General features: G+C 63.2%; 18 protein-coding genes. 9 read left to right on the forward strand and 9 right to left on the reverse strand.

The window, feature by feature from the left end:
- Window positions 1-9: 9 nt before the first annotated feature.
- From BLT65_RS23900 to BLT65_RS23920, 6 genes are read left to right on the forward strand one after another with little or no spacing between them, the layout of a single operon-like run.
- Window positions 10-417: a DoxX family protein gene (locus BLT65_RS23900; protein ID WP_091781775.1), complete on the forward strand. Its 408-nt coding sequence runs from the start codon at window positions 10-12 to the stop codon at window positions 415-417.
- Window positions 418-426: 9 nt separating this feature from the next.
- Window positions 427-558, forward strand: coding sequence for a hypothetical protein (locus BLT65_RS48460; RefSeq protein WP_255221909.1), 132 nt, complete (start codon window positions 427-429; stop codon window positions 556-558).
- A 19-nt stretch (window positions 559-577) separates the two neighbouring features.
- Window positions 578-814: a DUF1427 family protein gene (locus BLT65_RS23905; protein WP_091781678.1), complete on the forward strand. Its 237-nt coding sequence runs from the start codon at window positions 578-580 to the stop codon at window positions 812-814.
- Window positions 796-1,545 (forward strand): YoaK family protein, encoded by a 750-nt coding sequence (locus BLT65_RS23910; RefSeq protein WP_425273141.1) that lies wholly within the window; start codon window positions 796-798, stop codon window positions 1,543-1,545. The genes BLT65_RS23905 and BLT65_RS23910 overlap by 19 nt, the downstream gene beginning before the upstream one ends.
- Window positions 1,546-1,603: 58 nt before the next feature.
- Window positions 1,604-2,539: a glyoxalase gene (locus BLT65_RS23915; protein ID WP_091781683.1), complete on the forward strand. Its 936-nt coding sequence runs from the start codon at window positions 1,604-1,606 to the stop codon at window positions 2,537-2,539.
- Window positions 2,536-4,008 (forward strand): alginate export family protein, encoded by a 1,473-nt coding sequence (locus BLT65_RS23920; RefSeq protein WP_091781686.1) that lies wholly within the window; start codon window positions 2,536-2,538, stop codon window positions 4,006-4,008. Before BLT65_RS23915 ends, BLT65_RS23920 begins: the two co-directional genes overlap by 4 nt.
- Window positions 4,009-4,092: 84 nt before the next feature.
- Here the strand turns inward: BLT65_RS23920 and BLT65_RS23925 are convergent, their stop codons facing one another.
- From BLT65_RS23925 to BLT65_RS23945, 5 genes are all read right to left on the reverse strand, one after another.
- Window positions 4,093-4,782, reverse strand: a complete 690-nt coding sequence (locus tag BLT65_RS23925) for a hypothetical protein (protein WP_042314939.1) — start codon at window positions 4,780-4,782, stop codon at window positions 4,093-4,095.
- 282 nt (window positions 4,783-5,064) lie between these two features.
- The gene (locus BLT65_RS23930; protein ID WP_091781692.1) at window positions 5,065-6,393 is read right to left on the reverse strand and encodes a dicarboxylate/amino acid:cation symporter; all 1,329 of its coding nucleotides are present in this window, start codon (window positions 6,391-6,393) and stop codon (window positions 5,065-5,067) included.
- Between the two features lie 112 nt (window positions 6,394-6,505).
- The gene (leuD, locus tag BLT65_RS23935; protein WP_091781694.1) at window positions 6,506-7,120 is read right to left on the reverse strand and encodes a 3-isopropylmalate dehydratase small subunit; all 615 of its coding nucleotides are present in this window, start codon (window positions 7,118-7,120) and stop codon (window positions 6,506-6,508) included.
- Complete coding sequence (leuC, locus tag BLT65_RS23940) at window positions 7,117-8,535, reverse strand: 3-isopropylmalate dehydratase large subunit (RefSeq protein ID WP_091781696.1); 1,419 nt, start codon at window positions 8,533-8,535, stop codon at window positions 7,117-7,119. The genes leuD and leuC overlap by 4 nt, the downstream gene beginning before the upstream one ends.
- Before the next feature lie 28 nt (window positions 8,536-8,563).
- Complete coding sequence (locus BLT65_RS23945) at window positions 8,564-9,442, reverse strand: alpha/beta fold hydrolase (RefSeq protein ID WP_091781698.1); 879 nt, start codon at window positions 9,440-9,442, stop codon at window positions 8,564-8,566.
- A 118-nt stretch (window positions 9,443-9,560) separates the two neighbouring features.
- On the opposite strand from BLT65_RS23945, the gene BLT65_RS23950 reads away from it, so the two are divergent.
- Window positions 9,561-10,457 (forward strand): LysR family transcriptional regulator, encoded by an 897-nt coding sequence (locus tag BLT65_RS23950; protein ID WP_091781700.1) that lies wholly within the window; start codon window positions 9,561-9,563, stop codon window positions 10,455-10,457.
- A 985-nt stretch (window positions 10,458-11,442) separates the two neighbouring features.
- Here BLT65_RS23950 and kdgR read toward each other — a convergent pair.
- The 3 genes from kdgR to kduI form a co-directional block, all read right to left on the reverse strand.
- Complete coding sequence (kdgR, locus tag BLT65_RS23955) at window positions 11,443-12,261, reverse strand: DNA-binding transcriptional regulator KdgR (RefSeq protein WP_229516990.1); 819 nt, start codon at window positions 12,259-12,261, stop codon at window positions 11,443-11,445.
- 163 nt (window positions 12,262-12,424) lie between these two features.
- Window positions 12,425-13,204 (reverse strand): 2-dehydro-3-deoxy-D-gluconate 5-dehydrogenase KduD, encoded by a 780-nt coding sequence (gene kduD, locus BLT65_RS23960; protein WP_091781704.1) that lies wholly within the window; start codon window positions 13,202-13,204, stop codon window positions 12,425-12,427.
- A gap of 34 nt (window positions 13,205-13,238) precedes the next feature.
- Window positions 13,239-14,075 carry a 5-dehydro-4-deoxy-D-glucuronate isomerase gene (gene kduI / locus BLT65_RS23965; protein WP_091781706.1) on the reverse strand — a complete coding sequence of 279 codons (837 nt, stop codon included), beginning with the start codon at window positions 14,073-14,075 and terminating at the stop codon, window positions 13,239-13,241.
- Window positions 14,076-14,356: 281 nt separating this feature from the next.
- Between kduI and kdgT the strand changes: the two genes are divergently transcribed.
- The gene (gene kdgT / locus BLT65_RS23970; protein ID WP_079502687.1) at window positions 14,357-15,376 is read left to right on the forward strand and encodes a 2-keto-3-deoxygluconate transporter; all 1,020 of its coding nucleotides are present in this window, start codon (window positions 14,357-14,359) and stop codon (window positions 15,374-15,376) included.
- A gap of 122 nt (window positions 15,377-15,498) precedes the next feature.
- Here the strand turns inward: kdgT and BLT65_RS23975 are convergent, their stop codons facing one another.
- Complete coding sequence (locus tag BLT65_RS23975) at window positions 15,499-16,713, reverse strand: MFS transporter (protein ID WP_091781708.1); 1,215 nt, start codon at window positions 16,711-16,713, stop codon at window positions 15,499-15,501.
- An 859-nt stretch (window positions 16,714-17,572) separates the two neighbouring features.
- On the opposite strand from BLT65_RS23975, the gene BLT65_RS47980 reads away from it, so the two are divergent.
- On the forward strand, window positions 17,573-17,825 hold a 253-nt coding region (locus BLT65_RS47980; RefSeq protein WP_244186574.1), incomplete at its 3' end, for a helix-turn-helix domain-containing protein.

Consider the following 17,825-nt stretch of genomic DNA (forward strand, 5'->3'; position numbering starts at 1 on the left):
AAGCACGCAATGAACCGCTTTTCCGCACCCGACGCCGCGCTGCTGTTTCTACGCGTCACAGCGAGCGTGCTCGTGCTGCTCGTGCATGGACTGCCGAAGGCGATCCACTACGCGAGCCAGCTCGACGCGATCGAAGACCCGTTGCATCTCGGCAAGACGCTGACGCTGGCCTTTGCGATTTTCGCGGAAGTCGTGTGTCCGCTGCTGATGATCGCGGGCATCGCGACGCGGCTCGCCGCGCTGCCGATCATGCTGGTCAGCGTGATCGCGCTCGGCCTCGTGCATCGCGAGTGGACGCTGGATCAAGGGCAGTTCGCGTGGATGCTGCTGATCCTGTTCGGCACCATTGCGATCGGCGGCGCGGGTCGTTACCGGCTTACGCTGCGGCCGCATGCGTCCGGGCAACGACAGGCGTGAGCGCAGGCGATGGAATCGATCAAGTCGAATGAACGCGCGGCGCGGCTCGTAGAAGTCGCAGGCGTGTGCATTCCGCACACGCCGCTTGCGATTGCAGCCACTGAGGCCGCGCACGCGTCGCTGTCCGCGCTGATTCAGTGACGCAATGAAGGAGTAAGCCATGTCATACCTGATTTCTTTGGGCGCGGGCCTTGTGGTCGGCCTGCTGTATTACCTCGTGCGCGTGCAGTCGCCCGCGCCGCCGCTGATCGCGCTCGCAGGATTGCTCGGCATCGTGATCGGCGAGCATGCGATTCCGTTCGTGCAGGCGCAAATACGCACGCCCGATGCGCAAACGCAAAGCGCGCCCTCTGTCGCGAGCAACAAGCCGACTTCGTCATGCAGCAAGGACCAGTGAGCATGGGCGCGGAGGCGCAACTCGCGGCGCAACTCGATCACGTGCCTGGCGAGGACACCTGGCTTGCGACCATCGCGGGCTATGTCGACACGCTTGGCTTCGTCGCGCTGTTTGGCCTTTTCACCGCACACGTGACGGGCAATTTCATTCTGATCGGCTCGGGCCTGGCGGGCGCGGGAACGGGGCTGCTGATCAAGTGGCTCGCGTTTCCCGCGTTCGTCGCGGGCATCGTACTCGCGCGCGTGCTCGACAACCAGTTGCTTGCGCGCGGACATGGCGTGCGCGCCTGCGCACTGTACGTGCTGCAGGCGGCGCTGCTGACGGGCTTCATGGCAGCGGGCGTGCTGGCCGCGCCCATCACCGATTCCGACGCGCCGCTGACGATCGCCTGTGGCCTGCTCGGCGCAGCGGCGATGGGCGTGCAGAACGCGCATGGCCGCCTGACCGCGCGTTCCGTCGTCGCGAACACGGTGATGACGGGCAACGTCACGCAAGCCGTGATCGACGTGTTCGATCTGCTGTTTTCACCCGCTGACGCGAAAACGCGGCAAGCGGCGCGCAGTCGCTTGTGGCGCACGCTGCCGCCCGTCGCCGGTTTTGCGATTGGCGCAGGCGCGGGTGCGGCCGGGTATCTGCTCGCGTCGTTCTGGGCGCTGCTGTTGCCGCTCGCCGCGCTGTGCGTGCTCGCGGCGCTGTCGAGAAACACGGGCGCAGCGCCCGCGCAAACCTGATCGCGCCGCGCGTCAAGACGAGACGCGGCGGCAACCATTACCAGCAAGGAGTGTTTTCATGAGTACCGTCAAGATGTATCGATTGTTGCGCGCCGCTGTCGTCGCGATTGCGGCGCTCGGCGTGACGCTGGCCGGCTCGCCCGCTTTCGCGGAAGCCGACCATCTGAACGCGGGCAAGAGCACGCCCGTCGTGTCCGTGGGACCGCAGTACGACACGACGCACGTCTATGTGTCGAATCAGGACATCGATGCGTTCGTCGACAGCTTCGTCGCGACGTTCGGCGGCAAGGCTTCGCCGCGCGCCGTGTTCACGGTCACGCCGACGCCGAGCAAGACGGCTTCGCAATACGTGCAGACGCCTGTCGGCATGTTGTCGGTGTTCGCGTTCCAGACGCCGATTCCGTATCCGTTCGGCAGGGAGCGTACCGGTTATCTCGTCACCGATATGGACAAGGCCGTGCGTGCCGCGCGCGCAGCGGGCGCCGATGTGATCGTCGATACGTTCGACGACCCGATCGGCAAGGACGCGGTCATCCAGTGGCCGGGCGGTCTTTATATGCAGCTGTACTGGCACACGAAGGCGCCTTCGTATGGTCCGCTCGAAACGGTGCCGGACAATCGCGTCTATGTGTCCGCGCAGGCCGCCGACAACTTCATCAAGCGTTTCGTGCGCTTCTCGCATGGCAAGGTCGTCTCCGATAACCGTCGTGCAGATGGCAGCGAAATCGGCCGGCCGGGTGACACGATCCGGCGCGTGCGTATCGCGTCGGGCTTCGGCAACATGCTGGTGTTCGTGACGGACGGCAAGCTGCCGTATCCGTATGGCCGCGAGACGACGGGCTATCAGGTCGCCGATCTCGACGCGACGCTCACCAAGGCGCAAGGCGTCGGCGTGAAGGTGCTGTCGCCCGCGAGCAGCACGGTCGAAGGGCGCAGCGCGATGGTCGAATTTCCCGGCGGCTACGTCGCCGAGATTCACGAAGCGAAGAAGTGACGGTGCGTCGTTCAATCAAAAGCGCGAAGCGAGCTGCCGCTTGCGCAGCGCTCGCCGTCTGCGGTCTGGCGGACGGCGCGAACGCGCTCGCCGCCGACACGGCAGCGACAAGCACGACGAAAGCAAACGCAGTTGACGCATCGCAATGCAGCGCGAAGCGGCCGTCGTCGTTGTCGTTCAACCGCTGGCAGGAAGACTGGTCGGTGCTGGCGTTGCCGTGCGTGCCGCGCAAGCCGTTCGACGCGCTCAAGTACATTCCTTTAGGCGGCGATCCGTCGACGTATCTGTCGCTCGGCGCGACCCTGCGTGAGCGCTTCGAGTTGAACAACACGCCGCTGTTCGGGCTCGGCAGCGCGCGGCCCGACAGCTATGTGATCCAGCGTGCGCAGGTGCATGCCGACGCGCACATCGGCGAGCATGTGCAGGCGTTCTTTCAGCTCGAAGACGCGCGTCCCTTCGGCAAGGATTCCGTCACACCCGTCGACAAGAATCCGCTCGATATCGAGCAGGCGTTCGTCGCGTTCGTCTATGGCGTGGGCGGCGGCACGTTCAAGGCGCGCGTCGGCCGCCAGGAGATGGCGTTCGACTTGCAGCGCTTCGTGTCGGTGCGCGACGGGCCGAACGTGCGCCAGGCATATGACGCGCTGTGGGCCGACTATGAGATCGACAAATGGCGCTTCATCGGCTACCTGACACAGCCGGTGCAGTACCGCGACGTCACGGCCTTCGACGATGTGTCGAATCGCCATCTGACGTTCAGCGGCGTGCGCGTCGAGCGAGCAAACACAGGACCGGGTGATCTGTCCGCGTACTGGTCGCGCTACAACCGCGACAACGCGCACTTTCTCGATGCGACGGGCACCGAGCATCGCGATGTGTTCGACGTGCGCTACGCGGGCAAGGTCGCGCCGTTCGACTGGGACGCTGAAACGATGGTGCAGACGGGCCACGTCGGCAACGACACGATCGGCGCGTGGGCGTTCGGCGTGCTGAGCGGCTATACGTTCGCATCGGTGGCGGGCTCGCCGCGGCTCGGCTTGCAGGTGGACGGCGCATCGGGCGACCGGCATCCGGGCGACGGCCGCGTCGGAACCTTCAACCCGCTGTTCCCCAACGGCTACTACTTCACGCTGGCGGGGTACACGGGCTATAGCAACCTGATCCACGTGAAGCCGTCGATCACTTTCAAGGTGACGCCGAAGGTCACGCTGTTGACGGCGCTCGGCTTCCAGTGGCGCGCGACGACGGCGGACGCCATCTACGGCCAGGGTTCGGCAGTGGTGCCGGGCACGGCAGGCAAGGGCACGCGCTGGACGGGTATGTACGCACAGGTTCGCGCCGACTGGCTCGTCAGTTCGAATGTTGCGCTCGCGCTGGAAGCGGTGCACTTCGAAGTCGGCGATTCGATACGCGCGTTAGGGGCACGCAATGCGGACTATGTGGGTGTGGAGGCGAAGTTCGGCTGGTGATGGATGGCGGCGCTGCGCATGGACGTGCGCATGCCGCACCTTCTTGCGAAGGCGCGGCATGCTGACAACACACTCTGCTTCGTACTACCAGCCGTAACCGCGGTAGCCGTAATAGCCCTGGCGGTACACGGGCACCTGCGCCGCATACTGCATCGGCATGACCGGCTGGCTCACGTAGACAGGCTGGTGGTAAACAGGCACGTACTGCACGGGCGGCGGCTGATACGGCTGGAACACCACCGTTTGCATCTCTTCCGGCGAAGGGCCGTCGTACATCGGCGGCTGCGTATAGACGACGGGCGCGGGCCGGTAGCGCGGACGCGGCGGCGGCGCGGGTGCATATTGCACGGGCGCGGCATCGTCATCGTCGTAAGCTGCTTGCGCCTGCAACTGCCGCTGCGCGACGCGCGGCTGGTTCACGCGCCGCACCTGCGCGCCGTCGTCGGCGGGCATCTCGGACGGCAAGGGCGGCGGTTGCTGCGCATTGGCCTTCGACGTGCGCTTCAACTGCTCGCGCAAGGAAGCGTAAGTATCGGCATCCTCCTTCGCGCGGGCGTTGTAGCCGCTGTGATAGGCGTCGCTCAGATCCTTCAGGCGTGCCTTGTTTTCCTCGTCGGCTGTCATCTGCTCTTCGCCCGGATCGAGCGAAGCTTCGTTCGTGCCGCCATTGTCATAGGCTGACCGCGGCCCGTCAGCCCACGCAGTGGCGGACACAAGGGCTGGCCCGAAGGCCACGGTCAACGCCGCAGACCCGAGCAATGTGCTGATTCTCATGGTTGTTACCTCGCTGGTGGTCATATACGGCAAACACAACTCCGTACGCCTGTCCGGTGCTGACCGCCTGCGAATCAGCATCCCGCCGGAACCTGACGTACACCCATGCTGCACGCCTTTACCAGGGCTACCAGGGCTACCAGGGACGACCCCGAGTAACGGACGCGCATCGCGTCGTCCGCACGATCAACATGATGTGAATAAAGTTGCCAGCAATCGACCTGGCCGGATGCGATGTAACGCACATTGCGCAGTATTTGTGTGATGAGGAAAAACGCGAGGTTATGCTTTTTCGATATCGGTGTTCTGCGCTGGGGCCGTTGTCTCGAAGCGTGGGTCGGTTGAATCGTTTGCGCGGCGTCCGAGCGCAGCGGCAAGCGCGTCGCGATCCAGGCCGCCTTCCCATGCCGAGACGACGATCGACGCCACGCCGTTGCCGACGATATTCGTCAGCGCGCGGCACTCGGACATGAAGCGGTCGATGCCGAGTATCAGCACCATCGCCGCGACGGGTACGGTCGGCACGACGGAAAGACTCGCGGCCAGCATGATGAAGCCCGCGCCCGTCACGCCTGTCGATCCTTTCGATGTCAGCATCGTCACCAGCAGCAGCGTGATTTCCTGCGTGACGGTCAGATGCGTGTTGGTCGCCTGCGCCAGAAACAGCACGGCGAGCGTCATATAGATGTTCGTGCCGTCGAGATTGAACGAGTAACCCGTCGGCACGACGAGCCCCACGACGCCGCGCGGGCAGCCGAGCCGTTCGAGCTTTTCCATCAGCTGAGGCAGCGCCGCCTCGGATGTCGAGGTGCCGAGTACGATCAGCAGTTCGTCACGGATATAGACGAGGAAGCGCCACAGGTTGAAGCCGCACATCCGGGCGATCAGGCCCAGCACGATCGCGACGAACAGCGCCGCTGTCAGATAGAACGAGCCGATCAGCTTGAGCATCGGCAGCAGGGAGACGATGCCGTAACGGCCGATCGTGAACGCCATCGCGCCGAACGCGCCGATGGGCGCGAGGCTCGTGATCATATGCACGATGCGAAAGAATGCTTTCGACAGCGTCTCGACCAGGTTCGTCACGGGCGCCGCCTTGTCGCCGAGCACGGCCAGCGCCGAGCCGAACAGCATTGCGATCACCAGCACGGGCAGGATATCGCCTTGCGTCATTGCGCCGGCGAAGGTGTCGGGGATCGCGTGCATGACGAACGCGACGATGCCGTCGCCATGCGCGGCCTGCGCCGCGTAGCTGGACACGGCGCTTGCATCGAGCGTCGCCGGATCGACGTTGAAGCCGCTGCCTGGTTTGAGCACATGCGCGGCGAGCAGACCGATCGCGAGCGCGAGCGTCGACGCGGCCTCGAAATACAGCAGCGCCTTGCCGCCGACGCGTCCGACCTTCTTCATGTCCTGCATGCCGGCGATGCCCGTCACGACCGTGCAGAAGATCACCGGCCCGATGATCATCCTGACCAGTTTGATGAACATGTCGCCGAGCGGCTTCAGCGCGACGGCTTCATGCGGCGCGAAGTGCCCGAGCAGCACGCCCGCCGCGATGGCGAACAGCACCTGTACATAGAGAACCTTGTAGAACGGTTTGCGCTTCATGTCTCCTCCGTTTGTCGGGGCAAAGCGGGGCCGTTCCCTTCTGCAGTCGGAAGGGAATCGGCGTGTCTGAATGTGAAAGGGTGAAGCCGCTACGGCGAGTGCCGCGTGGCTGTCATAGCACCTGTGCCCATGCGCGACGTGCAAAATGCGCGCGCTCGAACGCTTCGATGTCGGCCAGGGACGCAAGCGTCAGGTCGATCGTGTCCATGCCTTCGATCACCATGCGCTTATGGCGCGCGCCGAGCGGATACGTGTAGGTCTGTCCTTGCGTAGCCGTCACGGTTTGCCGTTCGAGATCGATGCGAAGTTTCGATTCAGGCGTTTGGGTCGAAGCCTGCACGAGTGCATCAATTGCGTCGCGTTCGAGTTGCACGAGCAGCAGACGGTTGTTCATCGCGTTGGAATAGAAAATCTCCGCGAAACTCGGCGCGATCACCGCCTGAAAGCCGTATTGCTGCAAGCCCCACACCGCATGCTCGCGGCTCGATCCGCAGCCGAAGTTCGCGCCGCCGATCAGGATGCGCGCGCCGTCATAGGCTTGCTGGTTGAGCACGCAGTCGGCACGCGGCACGCCTTGCGCATCGAAGCGCAGGTCGTACAGCAATCCATCTGCAAGACCGGCCTTGTCGACGATGCGCAGAAACTGCTTCGGCATGATCTGGTCGGTGTCGAGGTTGTCGATGGGCAACGGCGCCGCCGTGCCTTCGATGATCGTCAAGCGGTTCATTGCGCGTGTGCCTCCAGTGTGCGGACATCGGTGATGCAGCCGGTCAATGCGGCTGCCGCTGCCATCGCGGGACTCATCAGATGCGTGCGGCCGCCGCGTCCCTGGCGTCCTTCGAAATTGCGGTTCGTCGTCGATGCGCAGCGCTCGCCTTCGTCGAGCATGTCGTCGTTCATCGCGAGGCACATCGAGCAGCCCGGTTCGCGCCATTCGAAGCCCGCGTCGATCAGCGTTTGCGCGATGCCTTCCTGTTCGGCTGCGCGGCGCACGCTGCCCGAGCCGGGCACCACCATCGCGCGCACGCCTGGCGCGACATGCTTGCCGCGCACGATCTGCGCGACGCTGCGCAGGTCTTCGATACGCCCATTCGTACACGAGCCGATAAAGACGCGATCGATCCGCGTGCCGGCCAGCGGCTGTTGTGCTTCGAGTCCCATGTAGTCGAGCGCGCGGCGCAGCGACGCGGCGGCTTCCCGCGACGGCTGTTCGGCTTCGCCGGGGATGCGCGCATCGATTGCGATGGCCTGGTCGGGGCTGGTGCCCCACGTGACGAACGGCGCGATGTCGCGCGCGTCGAAACGGTGTTCGGCGTCGAAGTGCGCGTCGTCGTCGGAGCGAAGGGTGCGCCAGTCGTCGAGGGCGTTTTGCCACGCGGCTTCGTCGAGCGATTTGGCGTGTGCGCGCACATAGTCGAAGGTGGTCGCGTCGGGCGCGATCAGCGCGGCGCGCGCGCCCGCTTCGACGGTCATGTTGCACAAGGTCATGCGCGCTTCCGCCGACAGCGAAGCAATGGTCGATCCTGCGAACTCGACGGCATAGCCACGCGCGCCTTGTGCGCCGATCCGGCTGAGCAGCCAGATCACGACGTCTTTCGACGACGTGCCATAAGGCAACGCGCCGTCGATCACGATACGCATGGTCTGCGCGAGCCGATAGACGAGGGTTTGCGTCGCGAGCACATGCTCGACCTCGGACGTGCCGATGCCGAAGCCCAGCGCGCCCAATGCGCCATATGTGGTCGTGTGGCTGTCGCCGCACAGCACGACCATGCCGGGCCGCACGAGTCCCATTTCGGGCGCGACGATGTGCTCGATGCCCTGCATCGGATCGTTCGCGGCGAGCAGGCGGATGCCGGCGCGCTCGCAGTTGCGGCCGAGATTCTGCGCGAGCACGAGCGATGCGGCGTCGCGGATCACGCGCGGCGTTTCGGCGTGAGTCGGAATGATGTGACTGACGACGGCGAGCTGCTGCCGTGGCCTGCGCACCGCGCGGCCACGCGCTTCGAGCGCGCTGAAGGCTTGCGGGCTGGTGTACTCGTTCATCAGATGCAGATCGACGTACAGCAGCACGTTCTGCTCGTCGATACGCGATACGAGATGCGACTCGACGAGCTTCTGGTAGAGGGTTCGTTTCGACATGGTGATGTGATGTTTCTTTGTGTTGGAGTCACGCGCCAAGAAAAGGCAGCACGCGATCGAGCAAAAGTTGCGGCGCTTCTTCGGGGATGTAGTGGCCGCAGGGCAGTGCTTCGCCTTGGACTTGCGGTGCGTATGGCCGCCACTCCACAAGCGGCTCGAAGCATTGCTCGATCACGCCTTGCGCGCCCCATAGCGCGAGAAAGTCGCACTTGATCTGCTCACGCGCGGCGAGCGTCGCGCGGTCGTGTTCGAGGTCGATCGTGACGCTCGCGCGGTAGTCCTCGCAGATGCCATGCGCGGTAGCGGGATCGGACAGACAGCGCAGATATTCGCCGTAGGCTTCGGCCGTGAACGGCGCGAGGCCCGCGCTGCGCGCGCCGATCGTCTGCTTCAGATAGAGGTTCGGGTCCGCGCGGATCAGCGTCTCCGGAAACGGCGCGGGACGCACCAGCATGAACCAGTGCCAGTAAGCGCGAGCGAAATCGAACGAGGTCTTCTCGTACATCGCGAGCGTCGGCGCAACGTCTAGCGTGACGAGGCGTTCGACGGCGTCGGGGTGATCGAGCGCCATGCGCGCGGCCACGCGTCCGCCGCGGTCATGGCCGATCACGGCAAACGACGCGAAGCCGTGAGCGCGCATCAATTCAACCTGATCGAGCGCCATGCGGCGCTTCGAGTAGTTCGCGTGATCCTCCGTGCCTTGTGGCTTGCCGCTGTCGCCGTAGCCGCGCAGGTCGGCTGCGATCACGGTGAAACGCTCGGCGAGTGCGGGCGCGACCTTGTGCCAGATTGCGTGCGTCTGCGGGTGGCCGTGCAACAGCAGGAGCGCGGGACCGCGTCCGCCCTTGATTGCGTGAATCGTGATGCCGTCGATGCGGGCCGACGCATCGGTGAATCTTTCGAACATCGTTGTCTCCCAAGGTTGAATCGAGTCTAATTGATGCCTTGAGAGATAGGGTTTCCGCAAATGCATTCCGGTCGTAACTTGAAGGAACGAATCGTGACGGACGTTGGGAGACAGTGAAATGGACGGCTTTTCGGATCTGAATCTGTTTGCGCTGGTCGCGCGGCATCGCAATCTGGCGGCGGCGGCGCGCGAGCTTGGCGTGACGCCGCCGGCTGTCAGCAAGCGCCTGGCGCAACTCGAACGGCGGCTCGGCGTACGCCTGATGAACCGCACGACGCGGCGTTTGAGCCTGACGCCGGAAGGCGAGCTATACCTCGCGAACGGTTCGCGGATACTCGACGAGCTGCAGGAACTCGAACAACTGGTGACGCGCAGCCGCGCTGAGCCGGCGGGGTTGCTGCGTGTGAATGCTTCGTTCGGTTTCGGTCGTGCGCGGATTGCGCCTGCGATTTCCGATTTCGTTGGGCGTTTTCCGTCGATGAAGATTCAGCTTCATCTGACCGACCGGCCGATGAGTTTGCAGGAAGAGGGTTTTGATCTTGGCATCCGGTTTGGGGAGGTGCCTGATGCGCGTGTCAATGCACGTTTGTTGATGAAGAACCGGCGCATCGTGTGCGCGTCGCCCGAATATGTGAAGCGGCATGGGACGCCTTTGCTGCCGCATGATCTGACGCGGCATGCGTGTATTGTGCTGCGCGAGAATGAGTCGGCTTATGGGACGTGGCATTTTTCGCGCGGCAAGCGCGTGGAGACTGTGAAGGTGGATGGGCCGCTGGCGAGTAATGATGGTAGTGCTGTGCTGCACTGGGCGCTTGAAGGGCGTGGTGTTGTTGTGCGTTCGCAGTGGGAGATTGGGGAGTATCTGGAGCGGGGCGCGCTCGTGCCGCTTTTGGTTGATTGGGCGTTGCCCGGGGCGGATATTCATGCGATTTATCTTGAGCGGAATCAGCTTTCCGTGAAGCTGCGGACGTTTGTTGATTTTCTTGGGGAGTATTTGCGGGGTTCCCCGCAGTGAGTTTTTTTTGCGCCTGTGCGGCGTGGGCGGTTTGGTTTTTTTGCCTTTGCGCTGGCATCCGCGGTTTGGCTTCGCGGCGCGGGCGATTTGGTTTTTATGGGTTTTCGCTGGCATCCGCGTTTTGTTAGCGTGCTTCACGCGTCGCCCCTGTGCGGGGCGGCACCTACTTTTCTTTGCCGCCGCAAAGAAAAGTAGGCAAAAGAAAGCGGCTCACACCGCTAGTGCTAGTTCTTGCCTGAGGGCCCCCACAGGGTCTTACGCTTCACACGGCAGCATTTCTGTTCGGGTTCGTTGCCAGCGCTTTGAATGAGCGCCTCACCCGCTTCGAATACCCGTGCATGGGCTAATGGCAGCGAATGGTATGTGCCGCCCAGGTTGCAAACTGTGTGTAGGTTGTCGCGGCGTAGAGCCTGGCGCTCTTACAGGGTGGAACGCATGTGCTATCGGTTCGAAGTGAGGCGCGCGAGGCACTACGACCTACACACAGTTTGCCACCTGGGCGGCCGTGGACTACCTGGCAAGGCGTGCTGTAACGCGGACGCGTGAAGCGGGTGAGGCGCATCGCAAGAGCGCTGGCAACGAACGTGGGTCACGTGGTTGCCGCGTGAAGCGTAAGACCCTTTGGGGGCCCTCAGGCAAGAAGACATGTTGGCGGTGTTAGCCGCTTTCTTTTGCCTACTTTTCTTTGCGGCGGCAAAGAAAAGTAGGTGCCGCCCCGCACAGGGGCGACGCTTGAAGCACGCTAACAAATCGCGGATGCCAGCGAAAGCGCAGACACCGTAACGCGGATGCCAGCGCAAACACGAGCAAACCAAACAAAACCGCGCCGCGAAGCCAAACCACGGATGTCAGCGCAAAGGCAAAACAACCAAACAGCGCGCGCAGCCCCCCTTGCGAAGGCAAAAAAAACCAAACCGCCCGCGCATCCGCATAGAACAAAAAAATGCTGACCTTCAGTGTCAGCCCGGATGCGTGACCTTCAGTGTCAGCCCGGATGCGTGACCTCGGCTGCTTCCTGCGTCGGCTCGCGATACCCAAGCCTCGCCGACACAGCAGCCCCCGCAGCCTTGAGCAAAGCCACGTAATGCAACTTGGTATCAGCCCCACACCGCATCGTCGGAAACGAAACAGAAAGCCCCGCAATCACACGCCCAAACCGATCAAACACAGGCACAGCCAGGCATCGCAAACCTTCTTCCTGCTCCTCGATATCCTCGCCATAACCCTGCGCCCGCACCTGCGGCAGAATGCTCATCACGGCATCGGCGGAAGCGAGCGTCTTCGCCGTCGACTTGCGAAACTCGATATGCGACAACACCTCGCGCGCTTCAGCAGGTTCCATCCACGCAAGCAACACCTTGCCAATCGCCGTGCTATGCAACGGATTACGCCGCCCAATACGCGACTGCATCCGCAGCCCATAGTCAGCGTCGATCTTGTGAATATAGATAATCGCGTCTTCGTCAAACGTGCCGAGATGCACGGCCTCCCGCGTCGCGCCCGCAATGCGGCGCATTTCGATATCAGCCTCGCGCACGAGATCAACGCTTTCCAGCGCCTTGGCACCGAGTTCGAACAGCCGGATGGTCAGGTGATAGCGCTCGGTTTCGACCTCTTGCGTCACATACCCAAGCGCCTTCAGCGTTTGCAGCACGCGATGCACAGTCGTCTTCGACAGCGAAAGCCGTTGCGATAGCTCGCTGATGCCAATCTGCCCGCTGTCGCCAATCGCGCCGAGAATCGCGAACACGCGTGCGATCGACGACAACGATTCGCCTTTATCGGCGGCGTCCACGTCGGACATGAGCGGGGCGGCGGCGCGCTTGCGGGGCGCGGCGGCCGTGGTCTTGAGTTTGTCGATGGCTGCCATAGTGTCTGCGCAGCGGTTGCCCGCAGCGTCTTTCCACAACGATGTTGCTGATCGCCGAAATATACCGCGTGCGCCGCGCAATTCACATCAAATCACATCACCGCGCGAGCCAGCCGCCGTCGACAGCGAGCGTGTGGCCATGCACATAGTCCGAAGCCGCCGACGCAAGAAACACGACCGGGCCCGCGAGATCGTCGGGCGTGCCCCAGCGTCCCGCCGGGATGCGCGCGACGATCTCGCTGTTGCGCTGCTCGTCGTCCCGCAGCGCCGCCGTGTTCGACGTTGCCATGTAGCCCGGCGCGATCGCGTTCACGTTGATGCCGCGCGCCGCCCATTCGTTGGCCAGCAGGCGCGTGAGTCCGAGCATCCCGCTTTTCGACGACGTGTACGACGCGACGCGGATGCCGCCCTGGAACGACAACATCGACGCGACGTTGATGATCTTGCCGCGCTTATCCTGTTCGACGAAATGCCGCGCGACGGCCTGCGCAAGAAAGAACGCGCTCTTCAGGTTCACGTTCATCACGGCATCCCAGTCGTCCTCGCTGAACGCGAGCGCGTCCGCGCGCCGGATGATGCCGGCATTGTTCACCAGCACGTCGATGCGCCCGCAGGATTCGAGTGCGGCGCGCACGATGTCGTCGATGGGCGCGATGTTCGACAGGTCGGCGCTCACGCCGACATAGCGGCGTCCCAGCGCCTTCACCTGTTGCGCGGTGTCGCTGTCGTCCGAGCGGCTCACGCCGACGATGTCGCAGCCCGCAGCCGCGAGCGCACGCGCCATGCCCGCGCCGAGTCCCGTGTTGCTGCCCGTGACAAGCGCGACCTTGCCGCCGAGATCGAAAGGATGCGGAGGGTGCGAAGGATGCGTAGTCATGCGCGATTCCTGTTCGATGAAAGCCTGCGTTGCATTAGCGCAGATCGCGCACGGCGAGATGGTCCATGTCGCTGAACACCTGGTTCTCGCCGACCATCCCCCAGATGAACGTATAGGCGCGCGTGCCGACGCCCGAGTGAATCGACCAGCTCGGCGAGATCACGGCCTGCTCGTTGTGAACGAGAATATGCCGCGTCTCGGTTGGCTCGCCGAGCATGTGGAAGACGGCGGCATCGTCGGCGACGTTGAAGTAGAAATACACCTCCATGCGCCGTTCGTGCGTGTGGCAAGGCATCGTGTTCCAGAGGCTGCCCGGTTCGAGCTTGGTCATGCCCATCGACAGCTGGCAGGTGGGCAGCACTTCGGGAACGATGAACTTGTAGATCGTGCGGCGGTTGCTCGTTGCGGGATCGCCGAGCGTTTGCGGCGAGGCTTCGGCGAGCGTGATGGTGCGCGTCGGATACGTGGCCTGCGCGGGCGCGCAGTTCAGATAGAACTTCGCGGGATGCGCGGGATCGTCGCTGCCGAACGTCAGCGACTGCGTGCCCTTGCCGACATAGATAGCTTCCTCGTTGCGCACGATAAACCGCTTGCCATCCGCCTCGACCCAACCGTCGCCGCCGATATTGATCGCGCCGAGTTCGCGCCGCTCCAGCAGATAGCTGACACCGATCGACTTGCCGAGCGAACTGGGTACTTCGACAGCACGCGTCTGCGGAAACGCGCCGCCGACGATGATCCGGTCGATATGGCTATACGTGAGCGCAAGCGCATCCGGCTCGAACACCTTCTCGACCAGAAACTCTTTTCTGAGGCCGGTTGTGTCGAGCGTTTTCGCATGTTCGCTGTTGATGCTCTGCCTGACTTCCATGTCTCCTCCGCTGCTTCGCGACACACTGGATGCCGCGTCCGGGTTGATTGTGGGCGCAGTCTAGCATGATCGGAACGGCGGTCCGAAATAAAGAAAACCTCAAATATCCATATTCCGGGAAAGGTATTGTGAAAGCAGGGTAAACGATTAATCTCGATGCGAACAAAAACGGAACATCGTTCCTTTGTCGATGCTATAGTCCGCGGACAGGTGGATGTAGCCGGACCATACCGGACCTTTCCGCCGTTCCCATCACCGGCCTGGCGTCGTATGGAGGAGACATGAAACTGAAGAAGGCAATCGACCGCGTACCAGGCGGTCTCATGCTGATACCGCTGTTGCTCGGCGCTTGCGTGCATTCGTTCGCGCCTGGCGCCGGCAAATACTTTGGGTCGTTCACGAATGGCCTGATCACGGGCACTGTGCCGATTCTCGCTGTCTGGTTCTTCTGCATGGGCGCAACCATCGATCTGCGCGCCACGGGCACCGTGTTGCGCAAGTCGGGCACGTTGCTCGTCACGAAGATGCTGGTCGCGTGGCTCGCGACGATCATCGCGTCTTCGCTGCTGCCTATCGACGGCATCAAGACAGGGTTGTTCGCCGGGCTGTCGGTGCTGGCCATCACGACCTCGATGGACATGACCAACGGCGGGCTCTATGCCGCCGTGATGCAGCAATACGGCACGAAGGAAGAAGCGGGGGCGTTCGTGCTGATGTCGATCGAATCGGGGCCGCTCGTCAGCATGATCATTCTCGGCGCGACGGGCGTCGCGTTCTTCGAACCTCGGCTGTTCGTCGGCGCGGTGTTGCCGTTTGTCATCGGCTTCACGCTCGGCAATCTGGATAGCGCGCTGCGCGAACTGTTCGGCCGCTGCGTGGTGCCGCTGATTCCGTTCTTTGGCTTTGCGCTCGGCAACGGCATCGACCTGAACGTGATCGTCAAGAGCGGTATTCCGGGCGTGCTGCTCGGGCTGGGCGTGATCGTCATCACGGGCATTCCGCTGATTCTCGCCGACCGCTATATCGCGGGTGGCAATGGCGCGGCGGGTCTCGCGGCATCGTCGACGGCGGGCGCGGCGGTCGCCAATCCGTCGATCATCGGCGAGATGATTCCGCACTTCAAGCCGGTTGTGCCGGCAGCGACGGCGATGGTCGCGACCGCGTGCCTCGTCACCGCGATCCTCGTGCCGATTCTCACGGCGACGTGGTCGAAGCGCGCACGGATGAAAGCAGGCGAGAGCGCGCGGATGGAGGAGGACGACGCAGGGCCGTTGCCTCAGCCGCTCGGCGCGCACGAATAAGCGCATAGGCGACTCACAAGCAACGCACGCGCTGCAAGCAAAACGGCGCGAACCGGCAGATCAGTTGAGCCGGTTCGCGCCGTTTTTGTTGATGGCTGTCGAATGAGAGGCCGTTCAGATCTTCATGCGTGGCCCGCTGCATGCGGGCGGCCGATCACCAGGTAATGCGCGAGCGCGATCACCGGGAACGCCGTCGCGACGCTTGCCACCAGCGTCCAGCCGCCGTGATCGTAGAGCGGGCTGGCAAGCGCCGAACCGATCGCGCCACCGACGAAGATGCTCGTCATATAGAGCGCGTTCAGGCGGTTGCGGCTCGCGGCGTGCAGCGCGTAAATCTCGCGCTGGCCGAGCACCATATTCATCTGCACCGCGAAGTCGAGCACGACGCCCGTCACGACGAGACCGGCAACGCCCCACGCCGGGTGAATCAGGCCAGGCGTATAGGCGAGCGCGCCGACCACCAACGCGATCAGCGTCGCGCGTACTGTGTGGCCCGCGTCCGCGAGCCGGCCTGCGATGGGCGCCGACGTCGCGCCGATTGCGCCGACCAGCGCGAACGCGGCGATTGCCGTCTGCGACAGCCCGTAATGGCGCGTCAACTCGACGGGCACGGCCGTCCAGAACAGGCTGAACGAGCCGAACATCAACGCCTGATACAGCGCGCGATGACGCAGCACGGGCATCGTGCGCAGCAGGTGGCCGAGTGACGCGATCAGTTGCGGATAGGTCGCCTGATGCGAGGGCTGGCGCTTCGGAATGGTCAGCGCGAGCACGGTCGTGACGATCGCCATCAGCACGGCGGCCGAGCCGAATACGACACGCCATCCGAAGTGACCCGCGATGACGCTCGAAATCGGCCGCGACAGCAGAATGCCGAGCAGCAGCCCGCCCATGATCGTGCCGACGACGCGTCCACGCGTTTCATCTGGCGCGAGATGCGCGGCGAGGGGAATCAAGATCTGCACCGCGACGGAGCTAAAGCCGATTAGCAGCGAGACCGCGAGGAACGCGCCCGGTGTTTGCGTGAATGTCGCGGCGGCGAGGCTTGCTATCGACACCAGCGCCGTCGCGATCATCAGTTTGCGGTTTTCGAGCAGATCGCCGAGCGGCACGAGAAAGAACAGGCCGAGCGCGTAGCCGATCTGGGTGAGCGAGACGATCAGGCTCGCCATGCCGCTCGACATGTGGATCGACGGCGCGATCAGTTCGGTGATCGGTTGCGCGTAGTACAGGTTGGCGACGATCGCGCCGCAACTGAATGCGAATAGCGCTATGAGGCCGCGTGTGAGCTCGGCCGCTGTGTCGCTGCGTGCGAGCGTCGTGGAACTGCTGGACATGCTGACTCCTTTCTCTTTAGCCAATGGTTGGCTGTGACTTTTCGGTGTTGCCTTGCAGCATAGCGAATTGCAGTGAACGCTGCGCATGGCGTGTGTTTGGTGCGTGTGCAAGCTTTGCGTAATGGGATGACGCGGCGGTCGGGGTCTGGCCGTTGCGCGCTGGCATCCGAGGTGTGTCTTTGGTGCTTCTAGTGTTGCCTTTGCGTGGCGCACGCTGTGTTGGTTTGCTTGTGGGTTCGCTGGCATCCGCGATTTGTTGGCTTGCTTCAAGCGTCGCCCCTGTGCGGGGCGGCACCTACTTTTCTTTGCCGCCGCAAAGAAAAGTAGGCAAAAGAAAGCGGCTAACACCGCCAGTTCTTGTGTTTGCCTGAGGGCCCCCGAAGGTTCTTACACTTCACACAGCAACCACGTGACCCATGCTCGTTGCCAACGCATTGAAAGAGCGCCTCACCTGCTCCATACGCCCGCGTTGCGGCACGCCGTGCCAGATATTCCGCCGCCGCCCAGGTGGCAAACTGTGTGTAGGCCGTAGTGCCTCGCACGCTTCACTTCGGACCGATAGCGCATGCGTTCCACCCTGTAAGAGCGCTACCTTGTACGACGCGACAACCTACACACAGTTTGCCACCTGGGCGGCACATGCCATTCGCTGTCGCTTGCCCGAGTACGGGCATTTGAAGCGGGTGAGGCGTTCATATGAAGCGTTGGCAACGAGCACCAACCAGGGCACTGCCGTGTGAAGCGTGGGACCGGTTGGGGGCCCTCAGGCAAAAACTAGCACTGGCGGTGTGAGCCGCTTTCTTTTGCCTCGAGTTTTCAAATCTGAAGTGCAACACCCCGACTCGTTTAAGGTGTTGCCATGGAAAAACGATATCGACAACTCCAGCCAGAAGAGCGGCTGACGATCGCCAGCCTGCGTCTGCAAGGTTCAAGCATACGGGCCATGGCCCGTATGCTTAAGCGCTCACCTGCAACTGTGAGCCGTGAACTGGCGCGCAACAGCGGACCCGAGCACTATGCTTCGATGCCGGCCCAGGCGCTAAGCGTCGCACGACGTGCCGCTGCCCGACGCCCCGCCAAGCTCGACCCGCAAGGTGTTACATGGCGTATTG

The sequence above is a fragment of the Paraburkholderia steynii genome, assembly GCF_900100565.1.
Classification (GTDB): domain Bacteria; phylum Pseudomonadota; class Gammaproteobacteria; order Burkholderiales; family Burkholderiaceae; genus Paraburkholderia; species Paraburkholderia terrae.

What these genes read in the sequence shown, in the direction of transcription:
- BLT65_RS23900 (WP_091781775.1), top strand. Translation starts at nt 10, where the DNA reads ATGAACCGCTTTTCCGCACCCGACGCCGCGCTGCTGTTTCTACGCGTC.
- BLT65_RS48460 (WP_255221909.1), top strand. Translation starts at nt 427, where the DNA reads ATGGAATCGATCAAGTCGAATGAACGCGCGGCGCGGCTCGTAGAAGTC.
- BLT65_RS23905 (WP_091781678.1), top strand. Translation starts at nt 578, where the DNA reads ATGTCATACCTGATTTCTTTGGGCGCGGGCCTTGTGGTCGGCCTGCTG.
- BLT65_RS23910 (WP_425273141.1), top strand. Translation starts at nt 796, where the DNA reads ATGCAGCAAGGACCAGTGAGCATGGGCGCGGAGGCGCAACTCGCGGCG.
- BLT65_RS23915 (WP_091781683.1), top strand. Translation starts at nt 1,604, where the DNA reads ATGAGTACCGTCAAGATGTATCGATTGTTGCGCGCCGCTGTCGTCGCG.
- BLT65_RS23925 (WP_042314939.1), bottom strand. Translation starts at nt 4,782, where the DNA reads ATGAGAATCAGCACATTGCTCGGGTCTGCGGCGTTGACCGTGGCCTTC.
- BLT65_RS23930 (WP_091781692.1), bottom strand. Translation starts at nt 6,393, where the DNA reads ATGAAGCGCAAACCGTTCTACAAGGTTCTCTATGTACAGGTGCTGTTC.
- leuD (WP_091781694.1), bottom strand. Translation starts at nt 7,120, where the DNA reads ATGAACCGCTTGACGATCATCGAAGGCACGGCGGCGCCGTTGCCCATC.
- leuC (WP_091781696.1), bottom strand. Translation starts at nt 8,535, where the DNA reads ATGTCGAAACGAACCCTCTACCAGAAGCTCGTCGAGTCGCATCTCGTA.
- BLT65_RS23945 (WP_091781698.1), bottom strand. Translation starts at nt 9,442, where the DNA reads ATGTTCGAAAGATTCACCGATGCGTCGGCCCGCATCGACGGCATCACG.
- BLT65_RS23950 (WP_091781700.1), top strand. Translation starts at nt 9,561, where the DNA reads ATGGACGGCTTTTCGGATCTGAATCTGTTTGCGCTGGTCGCGCGGCAT.
- kdgR (WP_229516990.1), bottom strand. Translation starts at nt 12,261, where the DNA reads ATGTCCGACGTGGACGCCGCCGATAAAGGCGAATCGTTGTCGTCGATC.
- kduD (WP_091781704.1), bottom strand. Translation starts at nt 13,204, where the DNA reads ATGACTACGCATCCTTCGCACCCTCCGCATCCTTTCGATCTCGGCGGC.
- kduI (WP_091781706.1), bottom strand. Translation starts at nt 14,075, where the DNA reads ATGGAAGTCAGGCAGAGCATCAACAGCGAACATGCGAAAACGCTCGAC.
- kdgT (WP_079502687.1), top strand. Translation starts at nt 14,357, where the DNA reads ATGAAACTGAAGAAGGCAATCGACCGCGTACCAGGCGGTCTCATGCTG.
- BLT65_RS23975 (WP_091781708.1), bottom strand. Translation starts at nt 16,713, where the DNA reads ATGTCCAGCAGTTCCACGACGCTCGCACGCAGCGACACAGCGGCCGAG.